Here is a 21,190-nt window from a genome sequence, read left to right as displayed (position 1 = left end):
GAGCGTGCGGGGAGCAGGCGCAGTCCACCCGGTACGAACTCACCAGAACGGGATCATCCCCGCGGGTGCGGGGAGCAGTACGGCCTCCGGTGCTGCGAACGCTGGCCGCCGGGACCATCCCCGCGTGTGCGGGGAGCAGTACGGCCTCCGGTGCTGCGAACGCTGGCCGCCGGGACCATCCCCGCGTGTGCGGGGAGCAGAACGTCGAGACCCTGGCCAAGAACATGGTCTGGGGACCATCCCCGCGCGTGCGGGGAACAGGTGTCCGGAGACTGGTCGATCATCTCCAACCAGGGACCATCCCCGCCCGTACAGGGAGCAGTGAGGAACCAGCCAACACCCGACGGAGGTGACGGGACCAGCCCCGCGCGTGCGGGGAGCAGACCGACTCGACGTACCGGGTCCCTTGGTACCTGGGACCATCCCCGCGCGTGCGGGAAGCAGGCCGCACACCCTTCCGAGAACGAGAACGAGCTGGGACCATCCCCGCGTGTGCGGGGAGCAGGCCGCACACCCTTCCGAGAACGAGAACGAGCTGGGACCATCCCCGCGTGTGCGGGGAGCAGGCCGCACACCCTTCCGAGAACGAGAACGAGCTGGGACCATCCCCGCGTGTGCGGGGAGCAGGGCACCTTCCTAGCGCCGACGAAGTTCATAGAGGGGCCATCCCTGCGCGTGCGGGGAGCAGGCACACCCGTACGGCCACGGCCCTTTGTCCCCGGGACTTTCCCCGCGCGTGCGGGGAGCAGGACATCACGATGCCCACGTGATTAACGAAGTCGGGATCATCCCCGCATGTGCGGGGAGCAGGGCAGGAGATCGAGGCGCGTGATGGTGCCGCGGGGATCATCCCCGTACGTGCAGGGAGCAGCGGGCGTCACCGGTGAGCAGGTTGTTCGTGCCGGGGTCATTCCCGCGTGTACGGGGAGCAGATGCCGATCGGCAGGGGCGCGGACCCGACGCCGGGACCATCCCTGCGCGTGCGGGGAGCAGGTCATCGAGCTGATCGCGACGAAGACTACCTGGGGGTCATCCCCGTGGCGGGGACCGTTGCCGTGTTCCAGGATCGCGACCTTGTGCGCGCGACCATCCCCGCGCATGCGGGGAGCAGACGACCGAGAAGAGATTCCAGCTCGTGCCGTCGGGACCATCCCTGCGCGTGCGGGAGGAAGCGGTCATCTACGCCTACAACAAGTTCGGCTGGGGACCATTCCCGCGCGTGCGGTGAGCAGAAGACCGGCGCACTCGCCGCGATGCTCGTGCAGGGACCATCCCCGCGCGTGCAGGGAGCAGGCCGCGTACGCGTTCGCCGTGGTGGCTAGCATGGGGCCATCCCCGCGCGTGCGGGGAGCAGGCGATGACGAGTTGTTCGCCACGCCACCCTGCCGGACCATTCCCGCGCGGGGAGCAGATCCTCGTCCAGGACCAAACTGGCCCGAACGAAGGATCATCCTCTTACGTGCGGGGAGCAGTTTCTCGATGGCGAGGATCCTGGCCTCGAGTAGGGACCATCCCCGCGCGGCGGGGAGCAGCCCACCCAGGATGCGGACGCCGGCGCGGTGCCGGGACCATCCCCGCGGGTGCGGGGATCAGGTGCCGCAAGTTCCGGAACCGGGGCTGCGGGGTGGGACTACCCTGCGCGTGCGGGGAGCAGCACGGCATCGCGCCTCGCAGCGCTGCGAGGATGGGACCATCCCCGCGCGTGCGGGGAGCAGACGCATTCTTCCGCGAACAGCGCCGTGTAGTCGGGACCATCCCCGCGAATCAGGGGAGCAGCCGAGTCCCAACATGGCCTCATAGCCCTCGCCGGGGCCATCCCTGTGTGTGCGGGGAGCAGGAGCGGATTACGACGTTTCCTGAGTACTACCCCGGATCATCCCCGCGAGCGCGGGGAGCAGGCGTTGATGGAGTCGCTCGGAATCCACGCGCAGGGATCATTCCCGCGGGTGCGGGGAGCAGGATTCCTCGGCCCACCACTGCATGACGAACGGGGGATTATCCCCGCGGGTGCGGGGAGCAACGGGCGTCACCGGTGAGCAGGTTGTTCGTGCCGGGATCATCCCCGCGCGTGCAGGGAGCAGGACCACGTCGGGATCTACATCGGCGCGGCAAGGGGCCATCCCCGCGCGTGCGGGGAGCAGTCGCACGGGCAGTCGGCCACCCACCGGTTGTGGGGACCATCCCCGCGTGTGCGGGGAGCAGCCCAGGATCCACATGGGCGGACCGTCCACCCCGGGATCATCCCCGGCCGTGCGGGGACCAGGGCTTCAACAAGTACAACGCCTACGCCTACGCGGTGTCATCCCTGCGCGTGCGGGGAGCAGCCAGCCGTCCGGGGTGCCCTCGCTTACGACTGGGGACCATCCCCGCGCGTGCGGGGAGCAGCCTCCAGTCGTGCATGGCCTTCATGACGTGCGGGGACCATCCCCGCGCGTGCGGGGTGCGGGGATAGGTGTTGTGTCTGGATCGGCCTGTGTGAGACGTGTTCGTTTGTTTGGCCTGTTGGGGTGCTCGTTTCCCGGTAGGCATTGTGCATGACGAGTGGGGACGTTGCTGGTTGCGGTCTGTTGTCGTTGCTGGGGGTGCCGGCGCGGTCGGTGTGGGCGAAGCATGATCGTGATGGTGATGGGTGGATGCCGTTGTGGCGGCATATGGAGGACAGTGCGGCTGTTGCCGGTTTCCTGTGGGATGAGTGGCTGCCCGCTGGTGTGCGGAGGCTGATTGCCGGGGTGTTGCCCGGTGGTGAGGCGGATGGGCGCAGGCTTGCAGTGTGGCTTGCGGGGGTGCACGACGTCGGCAAGGCCACTCCTGCTTTTGCCTGTCAGGTGGAGCAGCTTGCCGATGGGATGCGTGAGCAGGGCCTGGAGATGCGTTCTCTGCAGGCGATGGGGCTGGATCGGCGGCTGGCGCCTCATGGGCTGGCTGGTCAGGTGTTGTTGGGGGAGTGGCTGCAGGAACGGCATAGTTGGCCGGCCAGGCAGGCGGGCCAGTTCGTGGTGGTGGTCGGTGGGCATCATGGGGTGCCGCCGGACAGTGGGCAGATCAAGGCCTTGTACGAGCGTGAGGAGTTGCTGCGTACTCCTGGCCGCAGCAGCGGGGTGTGGCGGCGGGTGCAGACGGAGTTCCTCGACGGCTGCGCCAAGCGCTTTGGCGTGTGGGAGCGGCTGGAGGCGTGGCGGGCGGTGAAGCTGCCGCAGCCGGCGCAGGTGTTGCTGACGGCGGTGGTGATTGTGGCCGACTGGATTGCCAGCAACCCGGATCTTTTCCCGTACGTCCCGGATGCGGGGTCTGCCGGCGGTGAAGAGCGTCTGGCGGCGGCGTGGCGTGGGCTGGACCTTCCCGCGCCGTGGCAGGCGGAGGAGCCCGTCGGCACGGCGCAGGAGTTGTTCGCCTCGCGGTTCGGCCTGCCGGCCGGGGCGACGGTGCGTCCGGTGCAGGAAGCCGCGGTGGAGCTGGCCCGGGAGATGGACGTACCGGGGTTGATGGTCATCGAGGCCCCGATGGGGGAGGGGAAGACCGAGGCCGCGCTCGCGGTGGCTGAGGTGTTCGCGGCGCGGTCGGGCGCGGGCGGTGTGTTCTTTGCGTTGCCGACGATGGCGACGGGCAATGCGATGTTCCCGCGGCTACTGGAGTGGCTGAAGAGATTGCCCGCCGACGGCGGTCGTCGTCACTCCGTGCATCTCGCCCATTCCAAGGCGGCTCTCAACGAGGATTTCGCCCCCCTGCTGGCCCGCGGCGGCCACGTCAGGGCAGTCGAGATGGACGCCGACATCCCGGCAGCTCGGCACGGGGAGCAGGACTCGCAGCGCGCGGGGGCCGAGCTGGTGGCTCACGCCTGGCTGCGGGGCCGCAAGCGGGCGATGCTGGCGTCGTTCGTGGCCGGCACAGTCGACCAGCTGCTGTTTGCGGGGCTGAAGAGCCGTCACCTGGCTCTGCGTCACCTGGCCGTGGCGGGCAAGGTCGTGGTGATCGACGAGGCCCACGCCTACGACACGTACATGAGTGTCTACCTGGACCGGGTCCTGGCCTGGCTGGGCGCTTATGGGGTGCCGGTGATCGTGCTGTCCGCGACGCTGCCCGCCGGGCGGCGCCGCGAACTCGTGAACGCATATGCAGGCACGTCCGGTACGGGGATGGACGGTGGTGCGCCGGAGGGCGCCTATCCGCTGCTGACCTCGGTGGCGCCGGGCGGCGTGCCGGTGGTGCGGTGTCCGCAGGCCTCGGCCCGCAGCACGGACGTGCAGGTCGAGCGGCTGGCCGATGATGTGGAGGTGCTGGCGGAGCGGCTTGAGCGGGAACTGGTGGACGGGGGCTGTGTCCTCGTGGTGCGCAATACAGTCAAGCGGGTGCTGGAGACCGCTCGGGTGCTGCGCAGCAGGTTCGGTGACGACGAGGTCACGGTGGCCCACTCGTGCTTCGTCGACCTGGACCGGGCGGCCAAGGACCGTGATCTGCTGCAACGGTTCGGCCCCTCAGACAAGGCGACGGGCCGGCCCACAGGCCGGCACATCGTGGTGGCCAGCCAGGTCGCCGAGCAGTCCCTGGACGTGGACTTCGACCTGCTGGTCAGCGATGTGTGCCCGGTCGACCTGCTGCTGCAGCGCATGGGTCGGCTGCACCGGCACCAGCGCGGCAAGCAACAGCAGCAGCGGCCCGAACGGCTGCGTACGGCTCGGTGTCTGCTGACCGGCATGGACTGGCAGGCGCAGGTTCCGGTCCCGGTGCGGGGATCCGTCGCGGTGTACGGGGCGTATGCACTGCTGCGGTCAGCCGCGGTGCTGCTGCCCCACCTTGACGAACCGCGTCGCCCGGTGCGGCTGCCGACGGACATCAGCCCACTTGTACAGGGCGCCTACAGCCAGACACCGGACGTGCCTGAGGAGTGGGAGCCGGCGCTGGAGGAGGCGAGAGGACGATTCGAGCGGCACCGGGCCGACCAGGCGGAGCGGGCGGCCGTGTTCCGTCTCGGGGAAGTGGGCCGACCCGGGCGGCCGTTGTTCGGCTGGGTGGCGGCTGGAGTGGGCGACGCCGACGACACCCGAGCCGGCCGCGCCCAGGTCCGTGACAGCCGGGAAACCCTGGAGGTGGTGGTCGTACAGCGGCGTAAGGACGGCGCTCTGGTGACCCTGCCATGGCTGGGCGCGGATGCGAAGGGGCGGCAGCGCGGGGGACTTGAGCTGCCACAGGATCAGGTGCCCGCCTCGTTCGCGGGCCGCGCGGCCGCCAGTTGCGGGCTGAGGCTGCCGCTGCAGTTCTCCTACGCCCAGACCCTGGATGCCGCGATCGCGGAGCTGAAGCAGCTGCATGTGTCTGCCTGGCAGAGCAAGGACAGCACGTGGCTTGCCGGCCAGCTGATTCTTGCGCTCGATGAGGATTGTCAGACCTCTCTGGCAGGCTTCCACCTCCGATACAGCCCTGCTGATGGCTTGGAGGTGACCCGTGCAGAGCAGCGGAAGTGACAACGCGGGCCCCTGGTGATGTGGGTATCCCCGCTGGCGCGGGGAGCAGTGGAACGTCTCGCCCAGCACGTCCTTCAGACTGGGACCATCCCCGCATTCGGGGAGCAGCGATCGCATGGTACGTGAAGCGCATCTGAGCGTTTCGGCTCGGCCTTGGCGTACGCATGCACGGTGCACAGACTGGTTCAGGCGTCTTTCGACGGCCAACGGCTTCCCTCAGCCCACCGGGCCAGAGGCAGACCCGCTACAGCCGAGATCGAACCCGCTAGAGCTGTGGCCACGCTCCATCTGGCGGTTTCGTCTTCAGCACCTCCCAACGGGAGGCAGCGGCCCAGCATGAGGCCTAACCAGAAGATCACGACAACAGCGGTTGTCACCAGGATCCACCGAATCCAACCATTCAACCCTCTCCAACTCCTTACTTCCTTCAGACTGTTGCTGAATGAGTGAGCGCACTCTAGAGGATCGGAGACTCCATGCGGTACTCCAAAGCCCGCGTTGGAACAACATGCCTGGTCATGGACCTGTGCGTGAGGGGCAGTCAGAGCTCATCGAGGGCATCTGATGACTCGGCTGATATTGCGGTTCGTCTGCCCGGCCGGGATGTCAGACCTCTCTGGCAGGCTTCCACCTCCGTTACAGCCGCACTGATGGCTTGGAGGTGACCCGTGACTGAACCGCCGGGGGAGGGCACGGCCGGTGTTCCGTTATTTGATCTGACCAGCCAGCCGTGGATCGACGTCCTCACCGATGATGGCCGGCAGGTGCAGTTGTCGCTGCGTCAGGTGTTCGCGCAGGCCGGCACGGTGCGCCGCATCGTCGGGGATCTACCGACGCAGGAATTCGCGCTGATACGCCTGCTGCTGGCCATCACCCATGACGCCCTCGACGGCCCGGACGATCTGGAGGGCTGGGCCGACTTGTGGGCCGACCCGCAGTGTTTCATCGCGGTGGGCGCGTACTTGGATGCGCACCGTGAGAGTTTCAACCTCCTGGACCCGGTCGCCCCGTTCTTGCAGACGGCCGGGCTGCGGACGGCGAAGGACGAGGTGTTCTCCCTCAACCGGATCGTGGCCGATGTGCCCAACGGGGAGCCGTTCTTCACCGCGCGGATGCCGACGGTGGAGCGTCTGACCTTTGCCGAGGCGGCCCGCTGGGTCGTACACGCTCACGCCTACGACACCTCGGGCATCAAGTCCGGTGCGGTCGGGGACGACCGGGTCAAGGGCGGCAAGGTGTATCCGCTGGGCACTGGGTGGGCGGGCGGTCTTGGCGGTGTCTTCGCGGAGGGCGACAGCCTGCGCGAGACGCTGCTGCTGAATCTGATCGCGGCCGACACCGACACCCTGGAGTTCACGGCAGGTGACCGGCCGGCCTGGCGGCGTGAGCCGTGCGGGCCGTCAGGCGGCGAGCGCACGCCCATCGGGGTGCGCGACGTGTACACGTGGCAGTCGCGCCGGCTGCGCCTGCACTACGACCAGGACGGCGTCACTGGGGTGGTGCTGGGCTACGGGGATCCGCTCGCCTCGCGCAATATGCACCGGCGGGAGCCGATGACAGCCTGGCGGCGCAGCCAGGCGCAGGAGAAGAAGCTGCGCCAGTCGCCCATCTATCTGCCCCGCGAGCATGATCCGGTCCGCTCGGCCTGGCGGGGGGTTGCCTCGCTGGTCGCCGACCGCGCGGAGGCGGGACAGGGCGCAGAGGCGGCTGCGTATCTGCGGCCCGGGGTGCTGGAGTGGATCGCCCGGCTGGTCACTGAGGGGGAGTTGCCGCGCGGCTTCCTCATCAGGGCCCGCGTGATCGGCGCTTCGTACGGGACCCAGCAGTCCGTGATCGACGACCTGGTGGATGACCATCTGGCGATGCCGGTGCTGCTGCTGCACCGCCAGGAGCGCACGTATGCCCGCCAGGCGATCGGCGCCGCCGAGGACGCCGACCAGGCGGTGCGCGTCCTGGGGGATCTGGCCACCGATCTGTCCCGCGCGGCCGGCTCCGAGGGAGAGGGGGCCCGGGCGGCGGCCCGGGACCTGGGCTTCGCCGCTCTGGAGAATCCCTACCGTGCCTGGCTTGCCGGTCTTGCGGACGCCGGTGACCCGTTCGAGCAGCGCACTGTCTGGCAGCAGAGCGTTCACGAACTGGTCGGCCGGCTCGGGGACCGCCTTATCGCCCAGGCCGGGCAGGCCGCCTGGCAGGGCAGGACCATCCCCGCCAAGAGCGGCGCGCTGTGGCTGAACGCCGGTCTGGCCGACCGGTGGTTCCGCGGCCGCCTGGCTAAGGCGCTGGGCCGGTCGAACGGCTCGGAGCAGTCCCCTGCCGACGGCTCGCCGCCACCATCCGACCCGGCCATGACCGACCCGAAGGTGCCCGCATGATGACCGCCACCGACCCACCCACCGTCCGCGCGCGGGTAGCCGAACTGGCCGCTGCCCGCATCACCACCTGGCAGGAGGGCTACCTGCGCGACCGTCCCAAGGACGTGGCCGCACTGGCACGTCTGCGGCGCGGCGCGGGCCGGGACGCCGGCCAGCTCCCCGATTTGTGGACGCTGGTCGACACCACCGCGCTGCACGCACGCCTGGACGGCGTCCGGCCGCTGCGCGAGGAGGAACTGGTCCGCGCCGAAGACGCCCTGCACGTAGCCCTCACCCTGTGGGCCCTGCACCAGCAATCCCGTCCCACCCGCATGCACCGCCCCCACACCGCCCGGCGGCCAGCCGGCCTGGGTGCGGCCGTGCGGCGTCTGATGCCGCCGGACGGTATCGATGAGCCCATCCGTAAGCGCCTGGTGCGCGCCGGGCTGGCAGCCGATCTCACCTCGCTGTCCCAGCGGCTGCGGGACCTGGTTGTGCTGCTGCGCCGCGCGGACATCCCCCTCGACTACGGCCTGCTCGCCGGGCAGCTGTACGCGTGGCAGTGGCCCGCGGGCGCCGACCGGGTCCGCCGTGAGTGGGGCCGCTCCTTCCATGCCCGCCAGGAACACGAACACCCCGCCCCCGGCAACAACGCCACCACCGCCAACGACACCGTCAGCAGCCCGGACCGTGACAAGGACGCCTCGTGACCCGCATCTTCCTGGACGTACACGCCCTGCAGACCGTCCCGCCCAGCAACCTCAACCGCGACGACACCGGCGCCCCGAAAACAGCCATCTACGGCGGCGTGCCGCGCGCCCGCGTGTCCAGCCAGGCCTGGAAGCGGGCCACCCGCACCCATTTCTCCGGCGAGCAGCTGCTGCAGCCCGAGGAGCTCGGCGTGCGAACCAAGAAGATCGTGGAGGTCATTGCCCGGCGGATCACCGCACTCGATGCCGCCCTCGACGATGAGCAGGCGCTCACGATCGCGGACGAGACGGTGAAGGCGGCCGGCCTGAAGACCGAAGTGCCCAAGCGCAAGGCCGATGCGGCCAAGGAATCCGGGGCTGCTCCGGCGCCGGAGGCGAAGTACCTGGTCTTCCTGAGTGCCCGGCAGGTCGACGGTCTGGCCCGCCTCGCCCTCGAGGGAGCCGGCGACATCACGGCCTTCTTCAAGGACAAGAAGAACAAGGACCGGGCCAAGGACCTCGCCGACAGCCGCCACTCCGTCGACATCGCCCTGTTCGGCCGGATGGTCGCCGACGCCGCCGACTTCAACGTCGACGCCGCCGTCCAGGTCGCCCACGCCATCAGCGTCCACCGGGTGGAGACCGAGTCCGACTACTACACCGCCGTCGACGACGAGAACACCGAGGAAGAGACCGGAGCCGGGATGATCGGCACCATCGACTTCAACTCCGCCACCCTCTACCGGTATGCGGCCCTGGGCGTGCATCAGCTCGCCGCCAACCTCGGCCACGGCCTGCGCGAAGACGAACCCCGCACCGAGCCGGTACGGCGCGCGCTGGAGGCGTTCATCCACGGCTTCATCGCCTCCCTGCCCACCGGGAAGATCAACACATTCGGGCATCACACCCTGCCCGACGCCGTCATCGTCAAGCTCCGCACCACCCGCCCCATCAGCTTCGTCGCCGCCTTCGAGGACCCAATCCGCGGCGACCAAGGCGGCCACGTACGGGAAGCCGCCGACCGGCTCGCCGCCTACATCCCCGACATCGAACGCGCCTACGGCCAACAGGACACGACCCTCACCTGGATCCTGCGCGTCGGACCCAACACCCTCAAACTCGCCGACCTCGGCACCGAGTCCGATACCCTCACCGAACTGATCACCGCCGTCGGCCAGGCCGTTGTCGAACGGCTGGAGCAGCCCGCATGAGCGTGCTCGCCCTGCGGCTGGCCGGCCCCCTGCAATCCTGGGGGGCCTCCTCCCGCTTCACCCGCCGCACCACCGAGTCCGCACCCACCAAAAGCGCCGTCATCGGGCTGCTCGCCGCCGCGCAGGGAATCGACCGCGACGACCAGGCGAGGCTGGCCCCGCTGGCCGCCCTGCGCTTCGGCGTGCGCATCGACCAGCCCGGCACCCGCATCCGCGACTTCCACACCGCACACCACGGCGCCACCGGAAAATCCATGCCGCTGTCGGAACGCTTCTACCTCGCCGACGCCGCCTTCGTCGCCGCACTGGAAGGCGACCACACCCTGCTCACCGCACTCGACGCCGCGCTCCGTGCCCCGGTCTATCCGCCCTTCCTCGGCCGCCGTTCCTGCCCACCCGCCCAACCCCTCGAACTCGGCCTTCACGAGGGCACCCTGGAGGATGTCCTTGAGCACGTGCCCTGGCAGGCCTCCGCCTGGTACCGCAGACAGCAACGCTCCCGCCCGCCCCAGACACTGACCGTCCTGCGGGAAGCAGCCGCCCACGAACACGGCGCCGCCAATACCCTGCCCGACCAGCCCCTCAGCTTCGCCGCCGCACACCGACGCCACACCCTGCGCACTGTCGTTACCACCACCGTGCCGCTGCCCGGAGCCGCGCCAGCTCCACTGCCGCATGACCCGTTCGATGCACTGGAGGACGAGAACAGCTGATGTTCCTCACCCGCTTCCGCCTGAACACCGCCCGGCCCGGCGCCAGGCGCCTGCTGTCCTCGCCGCAGAGCATGCACGCCGCGGTCATGTCCTCATTCCCCGCACTGCTGCCCAGCGACACACCACCACCAGAGGGGCCCCGGGTCCTGTGGCGCCTGGATCACCAGGCCCGCGCCGAAGTCCTCCTCTACATCGTCAGCCCCCACCGCCCAGACCTGACCCACCTCGTGGAACAGGCCGGCTGGCCCGCGGCGGCCACAGCCGACCCCCCGGAACCCGGTTGGCTGACCAAGGCGTACGCGCCCTTTCTCGACCGCCTGAGCGCGGGCGGTCAATGGGCCTTCCGGCTGACGGCAAATCCGGTCCACACCATCCGTCGCCACGACCACGAGGCACGCAAAATCACCGCCCATCTCACCCCCATCCATCAAATGAGGTGGCTCCTCGAGCGCCAGGAGCGCTGCGGATTCCGCATCCTCGAGAAGGCCGACAACCAGCGGCTGCTACCAGGGGGCACCACCTACCACGGCAAACACGAGCACCACGGCGACCGCTACGAACTGGCCGTCCACGACCACAAAGCCCTCTCCTTCGACAAAACGCGAAACCCCAACGGGGCCAAGAAAGGCAAGCCAGTCAACCTCGTCACCGTCACCTTCGACGGCCGACTCGAAGTCACCGACCCACAAGCCCTGCGCCGCACCCTCGCCCAGGGCATCGGCCGGGCCAAGGCTTACGGCTGCGGCCTCATCACCCTCGCACCCCTCACGCCCACCGCCCGGCAGACACCATGACCGCAATCTCCCAACACTCCGGCGCTGGCGGGGATGGTCCCCAGCAGCAGCTCCTCGCCCAGGGCATCCACACCTGCTCCCCGCGCCCGCGGGGATGGTCCCGAGCCGCCGACGACGGAAAACAGATTCCAGCTCTGCTCCCTGCACCTACCGGGAGGGCCCCGGGGCGGCATCCGCGACGGACTCCACCAGGTGCTGCTCACCGCGCCCGCGGGGATGGTCCCGCGGAGTACATGACGGTCGCGTTGGCTGCGGCCTGCTGCCCGCACCTGTGGGGATGGTCCCACCTACCGGGACCTCAAGAAGTGGGCGGCTGATTGCTCCCCGCGTCTGCGGGGATGGTCCCAACGACGTCCCGTACGACCGGCGCAAGACGTACTGCTCCCCGCGCCCGAGGGGATGGCCCCGGCGTCGTCAACGCCCAGACGCTCGGCGAAGACTGCTCCCCCCGTCAGCAGGGATGGCCCCTCCAGGCTCTCCGCCGTCGGCCCGTATATGGGCTGCTCCCCGCGCCTGCGGGGATGATCCCGTTCACAACCGGCCGCCTGCCGAATGGGCTGCCTGCTCCCCGCGCCCGCGGGGGATGGTCCCCCGCAGCAGTGGGCCGCTCTACTCCCTGCGCCCGCGGGGATGGTCCCCACGACGGGCTCAACGGCACGGCCGCGGACGCCTGCTCCCCGCGCCTGCGGGGATGGTCCCTTCTTCGTCATGTCCTGGGTCTTGGAGATCAGATGCTTCCCGCACCCGCGGGGATGGCCCGCAGCCCAGATGGTCCGGCGCAGTCAAGGGCCTCTGCTCCCCGCGCCCGGGATGGTCCCAAGGTTGGCCTGCCAGCCGACCCGCTCCTCTCCAGGTGCCGCCAGCGCTACCGTTGAAGCACTCACCCGCCTGACCCATGGAGGCCTCGATAAGCGAACGGCTGGCTCCCGAAGTCGCCAGCTCCCAGCAGCTGTTGGAGCCCGCTGTCGCCGATGCCGTGCGCGCGTACCGGGCCCGCACCTGTGAGAGCGCCGACCACCTTGCCGGAGTTGGGAGGACTTGCGCGAGGCGCACTTTGCCGGCCTTACCGTCAGCGGCCGGCCGGCACGTGATGGCTCCTCAGCTGCTCCCCACACCCCGTGGGGCTGGTCCCGAGGTTATGAAGTTCGTCTCGCCGATGAGGGTCTACTCCCCGCGCCCGCGGGGATGGTCCCACGTCACGGGAGAGGCGGCTGCTGGGCAGCGGCTGCTCCTCGCACCCGCGGGGATGGTACCTGGCAGTCTCAGATCGAGGCGGCTAAGGCCAACTGCTCCACGCTACCGTGGGGATGGTCCCGGGACCTGAGACCGACGGGGGAGGACATCGGCCCTGCTCCCCGCGTCCGTGGGGATGGTCCCATCATCGAGGAGCCAGAAGACGCCCTGTCCGGCTGTTCCCCGCGCCCGCGGGGATGGTCCCGCGGCGTTCGCCGGGGCGGAGAACGTGCCGCGCTGCTTCCCGCACCCGCGGGCATGGTCCCGCAACCATCGTCGGTACGATCTACAAGGACCAATGCTCCCCGCGCCCGCGGGGATGATCCCAGAGCTGCGCAGAGGGCCCACCACAAACCCTCCTGCTCCCCGCGCCTGCAGGGATGGTCTCACCGGCAGGTAGGCGACTAGCCGGCGCATGTCCTGCTCCCCGTCCCCGCGGGGTGGCCCCGGCGGCGCGTTCCGTCAGGACAGTGGTTCTCCGAGAAGTAGGGAGCGGGCGCGGGCCCGGAATCCGTTGTCGAGGCCAGCGGTGCCCACGAGGAATCCCACGACATCCGCGGCACGTTTGGCGGCGACTTCCTCGTACAGCCCGCCCATGTCCTCTGGCTTTTCGATGCGCTTGCCAAGGGCGGTCACTGAGGTGGTGAGCTCTAGCATGCGCAAGGCTGGCAGCACGGTGTCGGGGCGGGAGAGGATCCTTACGGCCAGTTCACGCAGGCGGGGGAAGTAGTCCGGCAGCAAGCTGACATGGACTTGGTCGGGCAGAGCGCCATTAGCCTTGATGGTCTCCAGGAGCTGGGCCAGGCCCTGCTTCTCGCGCAAACCTGCGGGCCCGCCGAAGAGGTGTTCCTGGAGCCCTCGATCAGGGTCTGCGATGTGGGTAGCGCGCATACTCTCCACCGTGTGGCTGAGGGAGAGCAGGTACAGCCAGGAGCAGTCCAAGACGAGGGCAAGGTGCTGCGGGATGCGTGGGTCCAGGAGTTCTGCAACTGCAGTGAGCTCCTCGACCAGCTGCATTGGATTACGGTAGGGCTCGGTGACCCAGTAGGTGAATTCCCGGTAGTCCGCGAGTGGTTTGAGGCGTTTGTCGAGGCCGCTGAAGGCGCGGAGCACGGTGGTCGCCTTGTCCGGCTGGAACAGCCAAGACAACGGTTCGGCATCCAACGCGAGGTCGCAGGGATGCAGCTCCTCAAGGCGCGTGACCTCGCTGCTGGTGAGTGCCGAGATCTTCAGACGCGACGTCAGCTGCCGTGCGGCATTGGTCAGGTCCTTCTCGCGCACCATGTAGGCGGTGTCCGCGCTGAAGAAGTCGGCCACACCCCGCACCCAGAACATGCGGTTCGTCGAGCCCTTGCTGGAGGTCTTGCAGTCCACGATCGCGCTCTGGACGTGGAAGCCTCCCGCGATGGTGTACCCGAGCACATCCAGATCGGTGTATGCCTCGGGTTCGCTCGAACGCCGGCCGCGCTGCCCGGAGGGGGCATCCGCCATGGCGACGCTGCGCAGAGGCACGTCCAGGCGGGTGGTGTAGCCCATCCTCCACAGCAGCCGCCGCGAAGCGACCTTGAGGCCCAGGTCGAGCTCGCTCATCGCGCACGTCCCCTTCCCAGCGCGGCATCCACTACGCTCTGCCACTGCTTCGGGCTGACGGGTGCTTTGGCCCGAGTGCGGTGCATGGTCTGCATCGGCGCCGTGAACAGCTGGCCCAGTGCCAGCGCCTGCCGCGCCTGCTCGTCGCCCACGCGTCCTGCGAGCTGCTCTCCGAACGTGATCAGATCTCGGGCGATCTGCAGCGCCTCACGGTTGTCCGGCGTGTTGATGAAGCGAGGCTGAACCCAACTTCCCCCGGGCATCGGGTCAGGATCGAACGCCACGAGGCCTGCTGCATGAATCAGCCGGTACTGCCGTTCATGCGAGGAGTGGGGGCGCAGGAACCCCCGATTGGGGTCGAGTAGCTTATCGATGATGTCCACCAGAGCGTGCGCCGGCAGGTCGGTGGTTCCGCCGAAGTGCTGTCCGCAGCGCAGACAGGCCAACACCGCCATCGCCTTCTCCAACACCGGCTTGCGGCCACGCAGCAGGTCGCGGTCGAGGGTGTAGGGCAGCGCGGCGAACGGCTGCACGGTACCGTCCGGGCGTTCCACGGCGGGCGCGAGGAGCAGACCGCGGGCGATCGCGTCCTGGAGCAGCGGCTGGGCATCTCCGACGGGCAGTCCCTGCTCACCCCGAACCAGCGCAAACGCCTCAGCCAGCTGATCGGTTCCGTGATCGCGGATCAACTCGGCGATCACTTGCGGATTTTCGAATCCGAAGAAGGGTGAATACAACACGTCGCCGTCGGGCACCTGGATGCGCTTAACAAGCTCGGCACGCTCACCGACCTCCAGCAACCGAGGCAGTGCGGCAGAGTCCAAACCGACCTTGCTGGTCACTTCCTCCTGCGGCACCGGTCCGTCGGCCAGGTAGTCCACCAGGCGCACCATCTGCTCCTCGGTCTCCGAGGGCCGCCGCTCCTGCCAAGCCTCACCGAGCCTGGTGTACAGGTCGTCGTAGTACGGCACGTTCTCGGTGAAGCGGGTGATCTTGCCACCGGCGCGCTGCACTCCCTCCACAAACCCCAGCTCTTCCAGAGCCAGGATCACCGGGTCGAATGCGAACTGATTCACGTCCAGCTGCTCAGCTGCCACCGCCCGGAGGGCGTGAGCATCATCGATGACCTCCTGGCCCCGGATGAGCGCTGCCACGCTTGCGGCCATCCCGATCATCTGAGTGTCCATCAGCGGTTCCAAGGTTCCGGAATTTGGATCCACATTCCGCAACCCGGCGTGCACATCCTGGCAGCGCAGCCCCTCGTCGAATCTGTCCATCAAAGCCCCTCGTTCCTCCGCGAGCACGTCCCGGCACCCGGCTGATCATTCTCTCGCAGCTCAGGATCCACCACGCGGCGAAATCACCACATCGGTTCGCTTCTGCCTGGCGGTGCAAGTCGGAACAGGGCGCCCCTGCACCGACTTAACCAGCATCGAAGCCAAGCTCTCTGGACAGACGTTGGCCAGCGAGTGGATCGGTAGAGGGCTTGAAGCATGCCCGCCAACCCCCACCCGGTCTGCGTCGATCAGACAACACGTTCCCTGGCCAGCGCCGACGGCTCTACTGTGAAAGCAACTTGCAGTGGGAGGTCCTCGATGAGCGACCGGCCAGCTCGCCCCGCTGACACTGGTCGGCAGCCGTTGGAGCCCGCGGCCGCCGACGCGGTCCGCGCGTACGCGACGAAGACGCGCGAGTCAGCCGACCAGTTCGCGGCCGTGCTCGAAGACCTCGCCGAGAACGGGCTGCTGGCCGTGGGCGACTGCAGAACTGGGCGATGCCCACCTCGCTCGCCTCACCGACCAGCGGCCGTCCGCTTGATGCCTGCACACTACGGCCCCTGCGCGCCCGCATCGCGTTCTCCGACTCCGCGGCCAAGCAGCTGGAGAACATCACCGGCGAGGCGGAGCTACACGTGCGGGCCGGGAGTAATTCCGAGGCGGGTGTCAGTGCGTGGCCCTAGGGTTTTGTACATGTTCCTGCGCGGCCGTAGACGGAGTGATCCCCAGGCGGATCCTCGACCGTTGATTGACGAGTCTCTCGATGAGGGCGTCCCCAGCCACCTGGAGGCGCCTATGCGGCGTTGGATCTTCAACATTCTCCATGATGACGAGGACAACGCGGAAAGGATCGCGCTGGACCTGCGGGTGACGGTGAAGACCGGCAACGTGTATTCACCCGCGAGGTACCTGGCACTCGGCATATCCCGGGACCGGTTGATCGACGTCGTCAACTCGATGCTCCGGCTGAGCGCCGCGCCGTCCGCAGAGCAGCGCTTCAACCCTGGTTCTGGCCTTGGCATGCGTTCCTATTTGATGACGGCTGGCAGCGGCAGGCGAGAGATGGAGATCGCGGCCCTGCAAGACATGCTGACCCTCGCGGGCTCGGCATACCGTGTCAACGGCGACCACACCGGCCTGGAACGGCGTGTTGAATCGACCGTTCAGCAAGCTGCCGCCCAAGCCCTCGCCACAGCTCGGTCCCAGCAATCCGGATCCGCATCCCAACACCTGGAAACCGCATGGCAGTGTGTCTACGGGCGCAACCCCGACCCCTCTAAGGCCTACAGCGAAGCGATCAAGGCCGTGGAGTCTGCCTCCCAGGCCTTGATTGAGCCGAACAACTCAAGAGCAACGCTCGGGACGATGCTCAAGGTCATCGGTAACTCACCGCAACGGTTCACCACGGCGATCCCGGCAGCGGCGAGCAGCGGGAAGACGGACATCGATCTCGTGGTGGACATGATGCGGCGCCTGTGGCAAGGCCAAACGTCTCGGCATGGCTCGCAGACGCCCACGCAGATGGAGACACAACAGCAGGCAGAGATGGCGGTTCACGTGGCTGCTGCTCTTGTGCAGTGGTTTGCCGCCGGTCTCGTTCGCCGCACGCCGTAGCGTTAGCTGCGCCAGGGCTGATTCCATCTGACTCTGCTGTCAGGGGTCTGTACGGGCCGCCACACGGGTGCAGAGGGGCCGCCCTGCAGTAGATCGGTCAACGCGGCCGCCAGGACGGGTACCTCGCGTAGGAAGTCGTACAGGGCCAGCTCTCGGGTGGCCGCGTGCAGGGCGGTGAGCCTGGCTGCGTAGGTGAGTCAGGAGAGCGTTTGTAGGCGGTTTCGGAGAGCGGTCTGGGTCTCTGCCCCTGACCTGCATGGTCTGGGCCGTGGTCGGGGTGCGGTTGCGCGGTAGGGGCGGTGGGCGCAAACCACGTGACTCAGCTTCGGGGGGTTCCCCACGGTGTCGGCGAGGACGGGGCCGGTTCCGGGGTAGTGGGCTGAGGCGGGGGTGCTGTCGGGCGGTAGGTGTCCATCCAGCTGAGCCTCTGATTGAGGTCTTGTACGGGCCGCCAGACGGGTGCTGAGGGCCCGTCACGCAGGATGTCGGTCAAGGCGGCCACCAGGACCGGGGTGCTGCGCAGCAGGCCGCGCACGTCGGAGAACTCGCTGGAGGCGTGCAGGGCGTGCATGCGTGTGCTGATGCCGGCCGGGCCGGTGCCGTCGAGGACGAACAGCAACCGCGGGAAACGCCTGTAGCGCCGCCTCCAGCTCTCCTCCACCACCGTCTGCTGCGTGCGGGGGCGGGCGACCGGGGCGGGGGCGTAGCGGTCCAGGCGGGCGTAGGCGGTCAGTTTCGCCGCGAGGCGTTCGGGGCCCATGGTGGCCCGGTCGACCTCCACGAAGGCCCGCAGCAGACGTCCACCGCCCCCCTGAGAACGCCGGTAGTAGAGCAGGGCGTCGGGGATGACGGCGTCACCGTTGCCCAGCGGGTGGTAGACCTCGGGGATCCAGTCCAAAGGCTGGCACACCTCGTCCCGCCGACGGGCGTCCTGCACGAACGCCAGACCGGTCTCCGTCACCGTCAGCGTGTGTCCCACCCGCAGCCGCGCCGCGGTCCGATCGGAGATCAGCCGCGGCGGTCGCCACTCCCGCAGCTCCGGCCACTCGGATGCGACCTCCACCCCGAACTGGGTTGCGAACCACACCCTCATGCGCCCGGCCCGCGGCAGTGTGATGCGGTCGACCAGGCCCTCATCGCGCAGCTTCGCCAGCCGCCGCCGCGTCTGCTCGATCCGCACCCCCGGCGCAACCAGCAGATGCACCTGCTCCGTCGTGGCCATCCGGTACTGCGCCACCACCGCCAACGCCAACCGGTCTGCTCCGCCCGTATCCACGTCCAACATCAGGGTGCCTCCCGTACGGTGCGGCACCCTCCATCCGGGGCCGCGCGTACACCCCAGGCCAGCGGCCCGCCCCGACCGAGATCCCGACCACCAGGACCCGACCAGCGTCACGATGCGATAACCCCACCCCCGACCACGCCCGCATCCCCTGCGACCACCCCTCCCACATCCCCACCCACAACTGTCCGCGCCCTTCTGGCGGCTGACGGCATATCCGCTGGTCACCACGCCCTTCCAGCGTGGTCGGCAGGCCGACATCCCCTCTACGCCCCCAAGTCCACGTCCAAGCAAGAAGAAAAGCAGGTGGGTGGGACAGGACCGGGAGGCGGGCGAGGGGATCGGGCGCCGCTGGTGGGGCTCACGCGCGACGGCGGGGCCGCGCGCGAGGCGGGCAGGGCAAGCTGCCCGAGTCCAGAGCAACGGACGGGGAGCGAGGATGCCGCACGTCCTACGCACTGCCTACTCATTAGTGCGCCGATTCCGCCGCATGGCCGGTCGACGACAACCAGGAGCTCGACGAAGCCCAAGTCGACCTGGCCTTCGTGACGCGCCAGCATCGCGTTATCCGACGCGGCCGCCAAGCAACTGGAGAACACCAGGGCAGCGATGTCCGCCGTGCACCAGCCTCGGTGTCGTCGAGGCCCTGCAGGTCCAGCATGTTCGCGGTCAGTAATTGCGGAATCACGCCACAGAGTTACTCGGTGAGGAGTAACTCTAGGAGCGATCGGACTTCATGTGGTCAAGTATGTCGAATCGGGGTTGTCATGTCCTTCCCGCCTCCGCCCCCGTCCCCGCCTCCCTCCTCGCCCCCGTCCGCGCCGCCGAGTGCGTCTAGCTCCAAGAAGACGCCGGAGCACTGGACCGCAATCGCTGCACTCATCACGGCGGGCACCGGTGCTTTGACCTTCCTGGTCGGATTCATCGGCCTGCCAGCAGCCGGCGTCCGATCGCCCACCTGGACCTCAGCCACCGTGACCGCCACGACTACAGTTAGGACAACAGTCACGGCTTCAGCACCGGCTTCCCCTACTGGATCAGTCGGGGGAACACCATCTTCCGGAAGTTCGGCTGGCACCTACTCGGAACACTGGTCAGGGCGGGTGAAGTTCAGTGGCTACTTCAACTTCGATGAAATCCCGCCGTCGAGCGCTGGGAACGGCGACCTAAAGATGGACGGGATCACCGATAGCGGAGCCGCAGAATTTGGCGCGTACGACAAGGTGCTGATGCCGCCAGGCAGCCACCCGACCCCCGACGAATGCGTACTGCTCGTGAAGACACAGCCTGACCAGGACGTCGACTTGCCCATGGGCCGCACAATTTGCTTTGTCACCGACGAGGGTCGTCCAGTCAGTGCCACAGCTGTAGCGGTCGACAGGAAAGATGGCAGGGTGGCCATGGACATCACAGTGTGGGAGAAAACTGAATAGGATGTCCCACCACATCCAACATAGGGGGCTCTTAAAAGCTGCACTGCGCAGCGGCCGTCGTTCTGCGAAATCCGCCTCTGCGCTCGCCTGTCAACCTCCCCGCATACCTGCGCACTGCGCCACCGCTCCGTGATGTTAGGTGTTGTTCAATCGGAGGCCGACAATCGCGTATCCGTGTCTCGATGCCGACGGGGCCGGTGCCGTCGAGGACGAACAGCCCCGGGAAGAGCGGGGGTAGCGCCCTCGCTACTCAGGCGCGCCTCGGAGGATCGCACCGGCTGCCGATTGCGCGTCGGCGAGGCCTCCGCGCTCGATGCGCCGGACAGGAGCCGGCGCATCAAAGGGAGCCTGCGGCCGCGGCGCAACCGGCAGCCGGGCTGTGGGATGGGCGTTCAGCGCTCTGAGGAGGGCCGCTGCGCCGTCGGCGAGCGACAGCGAGCTCGCTACGGCGGTCCAGTTGGATGATGATGCCCAACTTCGGGTAGGACAGGATGAGTTATCTGCAGTTGGGGGGATGGATGTCACGTACTCCAATTCAAGATCAACAATCCGACTCAGGAGATGACCAGGAGGGAGATCCACGATCGGATCCCAGGTCTCGTTGGAAACAAGGGTTGACGAGTATAGGAAAATTCGCCGCCGCCTTTACGGCGCTGATTTCAGCAGCCGCCTCTATCTACGTCGGCGTGGCCACGTTCCAAAATGAGCAGGATGAAAAAGCCGCTCAAAAAGTAGAGGAAAGTGAACAATTTGCTCGCGGAGTAACTCTCTTCCGGGATACAGGCGCAGACGGCACAGAAATCACTCTGGTAAACCGAAACAAAGAGAGATTGAGCGACGTCTGGATAGACGTTAAAGATGGAAGGGGAAATGCAGGCGGAGAGCCATTACTAGGTCTTTTGAAAGATGAAGATGCTCGAATAGATTTGGACGTGGTGAAGGACTGCAGTCAAATATCAATAGACTACCTTGCGATATTTGCACGGTCGAAAGGCGTGAAACGCAAGCCAAGCTCGAAAGATGTTACGGCGTCCGTCATTTTCCGCGACATCGACGGAAAATATTGGGAAGCGCAATATCCGTATCAAATCTTCTCTGGCCCTTATAATGACGGTGAAGTCTTGAACATTACACAAAATGTCAAGGCCGTCGACGTCAAGGCTGAAGAAAAACTGACAGAATTAGATGAGCGCCGCTGCCGGTAGGCTGATGAAATAGAAGGTAGCCAATCTCACGACACTGTTTCCCGGATTCCAGTACTTTTCCTGAATTACGTCAGTCGCGGTATAGCAACCATGCCATTATCCCAGAACCAAGCTGAATCTAGAAGTGACGCACAGCTTTGCATGAAGCGATCGGAGCGGGACGCTACGCCAGTCCTGACACAGCGTCACCAAGTTAGGCCACTCCCCACCTTGCTGCCGCTTTCCTGATGCTCCCGGAGGGTGCGTCAGGTCCCGTACTGGACTGCGGAGCAGGCCTGTACGGGACGGATCCAGCGGCGCCGGATCCCCGGATCACGGAGTGATCCGGTAGGCGGAACG

13 protein-coding genes are annotated in these 21,190 nt (G+C 67.6%); 10 read left to right on the top strand and 3 right to left on the bottom strand.

Going from position 1 to position 21,190, the window contains the following annotated elements; genetic code table 11:
• Positions 1–2,534 precede the first annotated feature (2,534 nt).
• From AQJ54_RS41795 to cas6e, 6 genes are all read left to right on the top strand, one after another.
• Entirely contained in the window at positions 2,535–5,459 is a 2,925-nt protein-coding gene (locus AQJ54_RS41795; protein WP_062246749.1) for a CRISPR-associated helicase/endonuclease Cas3, read from the top strand.
• A gap of 668 nt (positions 5,460–6,127) precedes the next feature.
• Positions 6,128–7,831: a type I-E CRISPR-associated protein Cse1/CasA gene (casA, locus tag AQJ54_RS41790; RefSeq protein WP_062246747.1), complete on the top strand. Its 1,704-nt coding sequence runs from the start codon at positions 6,128–6,130 to the stop codon at positions 7,829–7,831.
• Positions 7,828–8,520, top strand: a complete 693-nt coding sequence (casB, locus tag AQJ54_RS41785; protein ID WP_062246744.1) for a type I-E CRISPR-associated protein Cse2/CasB — start codon at positions 7,828–7,830, stop codon at positions 8,518–8,520. The genes casA and casB overlap by 4 nt, the downstream gene beginning before the upstream one ends.
• The gene (cas7e, locus tag AQJ54_RS41780) at positions 8,517–9,710 is read left to right on the top strand and encodes a type I-E CRISPR-associated protein Cas7/Cse4/CasC (RefSeq protein ID WP_062246742.1); all 1,194 of its coding nucleotides are present in this window, start codon (positions 8,517–8,519) and stop codon (positions 9,708–9,710) included. Before casB ends, cas7e begins: the two co-directional genes overlap by 4 nt.
• A complete protein-coding gene (gene cas5e, locus AQJ54_RS41775) occupies positions 9,707–10,423 on the top strand; it encodes a type I-E CRISPR-associated protein Cas5/CasD (RefSeq protein ID WP_062246741.1) in 717 nt (238 codons plus the stop codon). The genes cas7e and cas5e overlap by 4 nt, the downstream gene beginning before the upstream one ends.
• Positions 10,423–11,217, top strand: a complete 795-nt coding sequence (cas6e, locus tag AQJ54_RS41770) for a type I-E CRISPR-associated protein Cas6/Cse3/CasE (protein WP_062246739.1) — start codon at positions 10,423–10,425, stop codon at positions 11,215–11,217. Before cas5e ends, cas6e begins: the two co-directional genes overlap by 1 nt.
• A gap of 1,695 nt (positions 11,218–12,912) precedes the next feature.
• On the opposite strand, the gene AQJ54_RS41765 is transcribed toward cas6e, so the two are convergent.
• A complete protein-coding gene (locus AQJ54_RS41765; protein WP_062246738.1) occupies positions 12,913–14,040 on the bottom strand; it encodes a hypothetical protein in 1,128 nt (375 codons plus the stop codon).
• Positions 14,037–15,317 carry a hypothetical protein gene (locus AQJ54_RS41760; protein WP_062246736.1) on the bottom strand — a complete coding sequence of 427 codons (1,281 nt, stop codon included), beginning with the start codon at positions 15,315–15,317 and terminating at the stop codon, positions 14,037–14,039. Before AQJ54_RS41760 ends, AQJ54_RS41765 begins: the two co-directional genes overlap by 4 nt.
• 497 nt (positions 15,318–15,814) lie before the next feature.
• Between AQJ54_RS41760 and AQJ54_RS46315 the strand changes: the two genes are divergently transcribed.
• Both AQJ54_RS46315 and AQJ54_RS47300 read left to right on the top strand, forming a co-directional pair.
• Positions 15,815–16,000, top strand: coding sequence for a hypothetical protein (locus AQJ54_RS46315; RefSeq protein ID WP_169808275.1), 186 nt, complete (start codon positions 15,815–15,817; stop codon positions 15,998–16,000).
• 112 nt (positions 16,001–16,112) lie between these two features.
• Complete coding sequence (locus tag AQJ54_RS47300; RefSeq protein ID WP_248845590.1) at positions 16,113–16,931, top strand: hypothetical protein; 819 nt, start codon at positions 16,113–16,115, stop codon at positions 16,929–16,931.
• A gap of 319 nt (positions 16,932–17,250) precedes the next feature.
• Here AQJ54_RS47300 and AQJ54_RS41750 read toward each other — a convergent pair whose 3' ends face one another.
• Positions 17,251–18,216, bottom strand: coding sequence for a replication-relaxation family protein (locus tag AQJ54_RS41750; RefSeq protein WP_079070310.1), 966 nt, complete (start codon positions 18,214–18,216; stop codon positions 17,251–17,253).
• Positions 18,217–19,316: 1,100 nt separating this feature from the next.
• On the opposite strand from AQJ54_RS41750, the gene AQJ54_RS41745 reads away from it, so the two are divergent.
• Together AQJ54_RS41745 and AQJ54_RS45955 are read left to right on the top strand one after the other, a co-directional pair.
• On the top strand, positions 19,317–19,646 hold the full coding sequence (locus tag AQJ54_RS41745) for a hypothetical protein (RefSeq protein WP_062246734.1): 330 nt from the start codon (positions 19,317–19,319) through the stop codon (positions 19,644–19,646).
• A gap of 491 nt (positions 19,647–20,137) precedes the next feature.
• On the top strand, positions 20,138–20,851 hold the full coding sequence (locus AQJ54_RS45955; RefSeq protein ID WP_159055662.1) for an SRPBCC family protein: 714 nt from the start codon (positions 20,138–20,140) through the stop codon (positions 20,849–20,851).
• Positions 20,852–21,190: the final 339 nt, after the last annotated feature.

Source organism: Streptomyces griseorubiginosus, from assembly GCF_001514195.1.
Lineage (GTDB): Bacteria > Actinomycetota > Actinomycetes > Streptomycetales > Streptomycetaceae > Streptomyces > Streptomyces griseorubiginosus.
The sequence above is the reverse complement of the archived record's forward strand: the minus strand, read 5'-3'. Positions and strand labels throughout refer to the sequence as shown.